Annotated in this window: 6 protein-coding genes; 3 read left to right on the top strand and 3 right to left on the bottom strand. The window is 70.5% G+C overall.

What is annotated here, in order from left to right; genetic code table 11:
- Positions 1-150: 150 nt before the first annotated feature.
- Entirely contained in the window at positions 151-852 is a 702-nt protein-coding gene (locus tag NLX83_RS28785) for an SDR family NAD(P)-dependent oxidoreductase (RefSeq protein WP_254238341.1), read from the top strand.
- Between the two features lie 2 nt (positions 853-854).
- Here the strand turns inward: NLX83_RS28785 and NLX83_RS28780 are convergent, their stop codons facing one another.
- Positions 855-1,421 (bottom strand): GNAT family N-acetyltransferase, encoded by a 567-nt coding sequence (locus NLX83_RS28780; protein ID WP_254238340.1) that lies wholly within the window; start codon positions 1,419-1,421, stop codon positions 855-857.
- Between the two features lie 185 nt (positions 1,422-1,606).
- Here NLX83_RS28780 and NLX83_RS28775 point away from each other — a divergent pair, with 185 nt between their 5' ends.
- Positions 1,607-1,828 carry a hypothetical protein gene (locus NLX83_RS28775; RefSeq protein ID WP_254238339.1) on the top strand — a complete coding sequence of 74 codons (222 nt, stop codon included), beginning with the start codon at positions 1,607-1,609 and terminating at the stop codon, positions 1,826-1,828.
- Here NLX83_RS28775 and NLX83_RS28770 read toward each other — a convergent pair.
- The gene (locus tag NLX83_RS28770) at positions 1,815-2,621 is read right to left on the bottom strand and encodes an SDR family NAD(P)-dependent oxidoreductase (RefSeq protein ID WP_254238338.1); all 807 of its coding nucleotides are present in this window, start codon (positions 2,619-2,621) and stop codon (positions 1,815-1,817) included. The genes NLX83_RS28775 and NLX83_RS28770 overlap by 14 nt on opposite strands.
- A gap of 119 nt (positions 2,622-2,740) precedes the next feature.
- Between NLX83_RS28770 and NLX83_RS28765 the strand changes: the two genes are divergently transcribed.
- Positions 2,741-4,276 carry a hypothetical protein gene (locus NLX83_RS28765; RefSeq protein WP_254238337.1) on the top strand — a complete coding sequence of 512 codons (1,536 nt, stop codon included), beginning with the start codon at positions 2,741-2,743 and terminating at the stop codon, positions 4,274-4,276.
- On the opposite strand, the gene NLX83_RS42035 is transcribed toward NLX83_RS28765, so the two are convergent.
- On the bottom strand, positions 4,242-6,293 hold the full coding sequence (locus tag NLX83_RS42035; RefSeq protein WP_254238336.1) for a tetratricopeptide repeat protein: 2,052 nt from the start codon (positions 6,291-6,293) through the stop codon (positions 4,242-4,244). The two genes, NLX83_RS28765 and NLX83_RS42035, sit on opposite strands and share 35 nt — an antisense overlap.
- Positions 6,294-6,328 lie beyond the last annotated feature (35 nt).

The raw sequence follows: 6,328 nt of genomic DNA, 5'->3' as shown, positions 1-6,328 counted from the left end.
TTCGTACTCATAACGGGAAAAAGAGCGCTCCAAAAACCCGTTTTGAGTACGAAACGGGATTTTGGGCTGCGCGGATGAGTTTTTCGGGAGAGGACGGGGGGTGTCACGATCGGTGGGGGCTCCGTGCGGGACACGGCTTAGGCTGGCCGGATGACAACCGCAGTGATCACCGGGGCGGCGGGCGGGATCGGCCTGGCGCTGGCCGAAGCCCTGCACGCCAAGGGAACCCCACTCGTGCTGGCCGATGTCAACGCCGACGCGCTCGCGGTGGCGACCGACCGGCTCGGCGCGACCGGCGTGGTCGCTGACGTCACCGACCCGGCCGCGATGACCGCGCTCGCCGAGCAGGCCCTGCGGGCGCGTCTGATCTGCCTCAACGCCGGGATCGTCGGGTCCGCGGTCGGCGCGCCCTGGGAGGTTCCCGCCGACGACTGGGACCGCGTGTTCTCCGTCAACGTCAGCGGTGTCGTCAACGGGCTCCGCGCGTTCGTGCCGCGGCTGCTCGCAGCGGGGGAACCGGCCCACGTGCTCGTCACCGCGTCGTTGGCGGGGCTCACCGTCTTCCCGGCGGGCGGCGCCTACGGGCCGTCGAAGCACGCGGTCGTCGCGCTCGTCCAGCACGCCGCGCTGGCGCTGGCCGACACCCCGGTGCGGGTGAGCATGATCTGCCCCGCGCTGGTCGCGACCGGCATGTCGGCGGAGGGGGTCGCCCCGGCCGACGTCGCCGCCGAAACGCTGAAGGCGATCGACGACGGCGTCTTCGCCGTGGTCCCCGAGGAGTGGCACGCCGCCGTGGTGGACCGGACCCGGCGCATCGTCGCCGGGCTGCCGCCGACGTTCCCAGGCAGCTGAGCTCAGCCCGCCTGCCAGTGCCGCCCGCGGCGTGGCCGCCAGTGCCGCCCGCGCCCCGAGGTGGTCCTGGGCGCGGAGAACTCCGCCGCGGTGATCCGCATCAGCACGAGGTAGTTGATCCGCCCGCGCAGCACCTCGGTGTCGCGCTGGCGGCCCTCCTCGCGGAAACCCAGGACGCCGTGCAGCGACAGCGACGCCACGTTGCCGCCGTGGATGCTGACCTCGCACGAGTCGTAGCCGCGGTGCTCGAACATGAACCCGAGCAGCGCCGTGATCGCGTCACCGGCGTAACCGCAGCGCCGGTGCTGCGCGCCGATCCCGATGCCGTAGCTGAACCGGTCACCGGCCCGGATGGTCCACATCGACCCGACCAGCATCCGGCTGCGCAGCGTCTCGATCGCGAACTGGACGTCCTCGCCCCCGGAGTCCGCCCGGTGCGCCGCCCAGTGCCGGTAGCCGCCGACCCGCGTCGCGTCCCGGTCGAACCCGCGCAGAGTGTGCCCGTCCGCGGGAGCGACCTCGCGGAGCCGGACCTTCTGGCCGGTGACGGCGGACAGCTGCGTGATCATCGCCGGTGATGGTACTGCGCCCCGCTCGCACAGGGCCACACCTTCGGGTGGTCGCCGGTCCCGCGACGGCGATCGGGCCGGGCGATCCGGATCATGGCGGTAGGCGTTCAGCCACCCGGTGCCCACCGTCCTTTGTGGAGGGTGGGCACCGGCGCGTCCGTTCTCCGGGAAGCGAGCACCACCGAGTGTCAGCCGACCAGCTCACCGTCACCGCCCGCGCCGAGGACGACCGCTGGTGGTCGCCCTCTCCGGCCCGGTGGACCTGGCGACCCGCGACACCTTCACCGAAGCCCTCGACGAGGCCGCCGACCGCGCTGTGGGGCCTGGTGCTGATCCAGCGGCGGCTGCGGGTGACCGGGCTGGACGCGGAGCTCGCCGTCACAGCCCCTGCTGTCACAGCCCCTTGAGGAACCCGGAGTCCACCGCGAACTCCGCCCCGGTGGTGTTCGCCGAGCGCGGGGAGGCCAGCAGCGCCACCGCGTCCGCGACCTCCTGCGGGTCGGCGAGCCTGCCGGTGCTCAGGCTCATCATCTCCGGCGCGAGGCTGTCCATCACCGTGTCGCGATCGCTGCCGGTCATACCGGCGATCGTGTCGGCGGCGCCGCCCTCGTCGGTCCACCACGCGGTCCGCACCGGGCCCGGCGAGACGGTGTTGACCCTGATGCCCTGCGGGGCGAACTCCTCGGACACGACCTTGGTGACGTTGTTCATCCCCGCCTTCGCCGCGCCGTAGTCGGCGTTCATCGGTGACGGCTGCCGCGCGTTGCCCGACGAGACGTTGACGATCGCACCGCCGCCGCGCTCCAGCATCACCGGGATCACCGCGCGGATCGCCCGCACCGCCGAGAACAGGTTGAACTCGAACGTCGCCAGCCAGTCCGCGTCGGAGGCCCCCAGGAACGACGAGCGCGGCAGCGTCACCCCGGGCGGGGCCCCACCGGCGTTGTTCACCAGCACGTCCACCCGGCCGTGGACCCGGACGGCTTCCGCGACCACGTGGGCCGGTGCCTCCGGGTCCATCAGGTCGGCGGGCACGTGCAGCAGGCCGGGCCCGGTCAGCTCGTCCAGTTCCGGGCTGCTCTTCCTGGACACCGCCACCACCTTGGCGCCCTCCGCGAGCAGCGTCCTGGTGACCGCGAGGCCGACGCCCTTCGACGCGCCGGTGACGACGGCGACCAAGCCGTCCAGCTTCAGATCCATGACTGTCCTTCTCGTTGCTTGCTGGGACACCCAATGTTGTTCCGCGGCAACGGGAAAGTCCGGCGCTAATCGGCCATCGCGGCGCACCTCGACGACCGGTTCCCGCTAAGGTGATCACCGTGAGCTGGGTCAGGAGCCCGATCGGGGCGGAGGCCCGGCGGTGGTCCACCCTGCCCGACACCCACAAGGTCCTGTTCCTGGTGAACACCGTGACCTCGGCGAACCGGCTGCTGGACCTGGTCCCCCTGTTCGACTCCGACCTGCGCGTGCAGCTGGTGTTCACCTGCCCGGACGCCTCGGCGATCACCGGTGGCGTGCGGGAGTGCTTCGCGGAGCTGGGAGTCCTCGAAGTGCCGTGGGAGCAGGCGCTCGGCACCGCCTTCGCCCTGGCGATCACCGCCAACCACAGCGGGGACCTGCACCAGCTCCAAGCGCCGATCATGATCGTCTCGCATGGTGTCGGGTACTCGAAGAACGTGGACGGCAAGCACACCTACGGCCTGTCCGAACCGTCGTTGCTGCGCGACGGACGAGTCGTCGCCCGAGCGCTGGTGCTCTCCCACACCGAACAGCTGGACCGCCTCGCGGTCGCCGTCCCCCAGGCGGTTCCGGTCGCGGTCGTCGCGGGGGACCCGACCCTCGACCGCATCCGCGCCAGTCGCCCACTGCGCTCGCGATACCGCGCAACCCTTGGTGTGAAAGCGAATCAGCGGCTCGTCGTGGTCTCCTCCACGTGGTCGTCCCGGTCGCTGTTCGGAGCGTGGCCGGACCTGTTCCGCCAGCTGCTCGCGGAGCTGCCGGTCGATTCCTACCGCGTCGCCGCGATCCTGCACCCGCACGTCTGGTTCGGTCATGGCCCGCACCAGGTCCGCCTGTGGTTGGCGGACTGCCTCCGCGCCGGGCTGACGTTGGTCCCGCCGCTGGAGGGTTGGGGCGCGGCGCTGATCGCGGCGGACATGGTGATCGGTGACATCGGCGCCACGACCGCCTACGGGTCAGCCCTCGACCTTCCCGTTGTGCTGGCCGCGTTCCCGGAGGACGACGTCGCGTCGGGGTCCTGTGTGGACGCTCTCGGCACGAGCGCCGCCCGGCTGGACCCGAACCGTTCTCTGCGCGCCCAGGTCGAGGAAGCGTTGTCCGGCTTCGTCCCCGGAGAACTCCACAAGGCGGCCGACCTGATCAGCTCGTATCCGGACGAGGCAGCCGCCCGCCTCCGCGCGTGCGCGTACGGCCTGCTCGGCTTGTCCGAGCCGAAGCGCGGCGTGCAGGTGCCGCCGCTCCGGCTCCAACCGTCCACAAAGGACGAAATGACGGCGCACCTGGTGACGGCCGACCTGACGCGCTACCCGGCGGACGTGTTCCCCGGCAGGCTCCTCGCCGAGCCGGTGCTCGACGATCCGCACCTGGTCGTGCACGCCGATCATCCGGATCGTGCGCTGCGTTCAGCGGCCGACATCGTGTTCTGCCACGACGAAGCGCAGGCCGAGACCCTGTTCGACGACCTGCCCTGCCGACTCGTCGCGGTGATCGACCGCGACCACTGCGAGGTCCGCCTGCGTGATGGACAGGTGTTCTCCTACGAAGGAGAAGACCCTTTGAGGTACGCGTCGGAGCTCTACCTCAGCCTGACGACGCCAGGCCGAGCTCCAGGCTGAACCTGTGCGACGCCTTGTCGCAGCCCTCGACGACGTCCTGACGCCCCAATCGTTCAGCGACCTCCCTGAGCGGTCCGACGACATCGAGCTGACTGCGCTTGGACCCCTCCTCCCGGAAGATCCCCAACGCCGCGAGCAGCACGCCCATGGCCTCTTCGTCCCTGCGTAGTCCCGCGAAAGCCTTGCCGCGCACGAGCAACACCTTCGCCTTGTTGTCCGACTCCCCCTTGCCGCCGAAGAACTCCCCCGCTTTCTCGGCGTGCTGTAGCGCAGCCGCGAACCGATCCTGCTTCAGGCGCAATCGCGCCCGTTGCAGCTCAAGCAGCGCGACCATCCGAGGCTGCTCGTCCTGCGGCGCGAGCCGAGCGGCGGCCGCCGAGTCGTCGTAGAAGCTCAGGGCCTCGTCATATCGCCCGAGCCGGAAGCAGATCTTGCCGCGCCATTCGAGCGCGCTCTGCTCTCCGGTGCGCCCTTCGGGACCGGGAACCTGCCTGGCCGCCTCGAAAGACGCCGCGAAGAGCTTCTCCGCCCGGCCGAGATCACCGAGTGCGAAGTACGCGGAGCCGAGTTGCGACGCCATCCGCATGACCACGATCGGCTCCGAGGCCGCGACCAAGCCGAGTTCGTGAGTACGCCGCCAGTCCTCGTAGTGCCCATGCAGGTGGTAGAGACCCCACAACGCCTCGCAGAACTGCCACACCAGGTCGTTCAGCCCGTGCTTCTCCGCCAGCAGGACCGCGCCGAGCAGCGTTTCCCGGCTGTCCTCCAACTCCTCCAGCAGAGCCTTGCGTTCCTCCGGACCGGCGAGCTGGACTTTCCCGCGGTAGCGCGGGCCGATCCGTGGGCGCGCGGACAACCGGGCGTCGCGTTCCACCGTGAAATCCAGGTAGTACTCGACGATTCGCCGCGCGACCTCCTCGCTGTCGGCCAGTTCCCGGGATGCGCGCGCACGTGCGTGCCAGAGCACCATCAAGTCGAACCGGTAGCTCGTCTCGTCGGCGCGGACGAGGCTGAAGTGGGCCAACGAGTCCAGGACGTCTTCAGTGTCCTCTTCGGACAGTCCGAACACCGCGCGAGCGGCTTCGGCGGTGAACCTGGCTCCCGGGTGCAGACCGAGCTTCTGGTAAGCGACCAATGCACGCGGTGGCAGTGCCGAGCACAGGGTGTCCAGCCGACTGCGCATCTGGGCCGTGGCGTCGGTGTCCAACGCGGGCGGTCCCAGTTCCGCGAACCGCTTCATGAGCCGGTTCGCCCGATGTGGACGGTCGTTGACCTGCGCGGCGAGGAGGTGGATGAGCAGGGGCGATCCGCCGCAGGCCCGCACTCCGGGCTCGTCCATCGCGATGGGCAGGCCGTGCACGAGCTTCCGGAACAGCTCGACGTCGTGGCCGGAGTCCAGTCCGCTGAGCGCGATCGGCCGGAACCCGTCGTTCAGCAGCGCGCCCAGGCGCCGGACGCTGAGGACGACCAGCGCGGAGCCCGGCGACGCCACGATGAACGGCTGGACCTGGGCGGGCGTGGTGACGTCGCGGAGGACGATCAGCACGCGCCGGTCGGCGAGCGTCGTCCGGAGGAGATTCTGCTTCTCCGCCAAGCGAACCGGGATGTCGGCGACAGGAACCCGGCAGAGGACCAGCGCGGTGCGCAGTGCGTCGTCGGCACCACCGATGCCGTCCGCGGTCGCACCGCCGTACTCGACCAGGATCGTCCCGTCCGGGAAGTCCGCCTTGACCTCGTCGAACAGCTTGTTGATCAGCTCCAGCCGCCCATACCCGTGCTGGCCGTGCACGAGGAGCCGGGCGAGGCGCTGCTCGTCCCTGGCCGCGGCGAGCTCCCGCACCATCTCCTGGCGCGGTTTGATCCGGTTCACGAACTCCGGGTGCGGCGGGGCCAGCGCGCGGGGCGGTACCCAGGCTTCCGGTTCCTGCCGCACGATCTGGTTCAGCACCCCGACATGCCCGATCTGGACCGCGGTCCCGTGCACGTCACCACCGATCGAGTTCGCCACGCCGTCCACGGAGCGAACCCTACCGAGCCCAGCGGGCGCGAGCC

Origin of the sequence: Allokutzneria sp. A3M-2-11 16 (genome assembly GCF_024213555.1) — a bacterium.
Lineage (GTDB): Bacteria > Actinomycetota > Actinomycetes > Mycobacteriales > Pseudonocardiaceae > Allokutzneria.
This window is presented reverse-complemented; position numbering and strand designations above follow the sequence as displayed.

Excerpts from the sequence above, each read along its gene's own strand:
- NLX83_RS28770 (WP_254238338.1), bottom strand. The coding sequence starts at position 2,621 with ATGGATCTGAAGCTGGACGGCTTGGTCGCCGTCGTCACCGGCGCGTCG.
- NLX83_RS28780 (WP_254238340.1), bottom strand. The coding sequence starts at position 1,421 with ATGATCACGCAGCTGTCCGCCGTCACCGGCCAGAAGGTCCGGCTCCGC.
- NLX83_RS28785 (WP_254238341.1), top strand. The coding sequence starts at position 151 with ATGACAACCGCAGTGATCACCGGGGCGGCGGGCGGGATCGGCCTGGCG.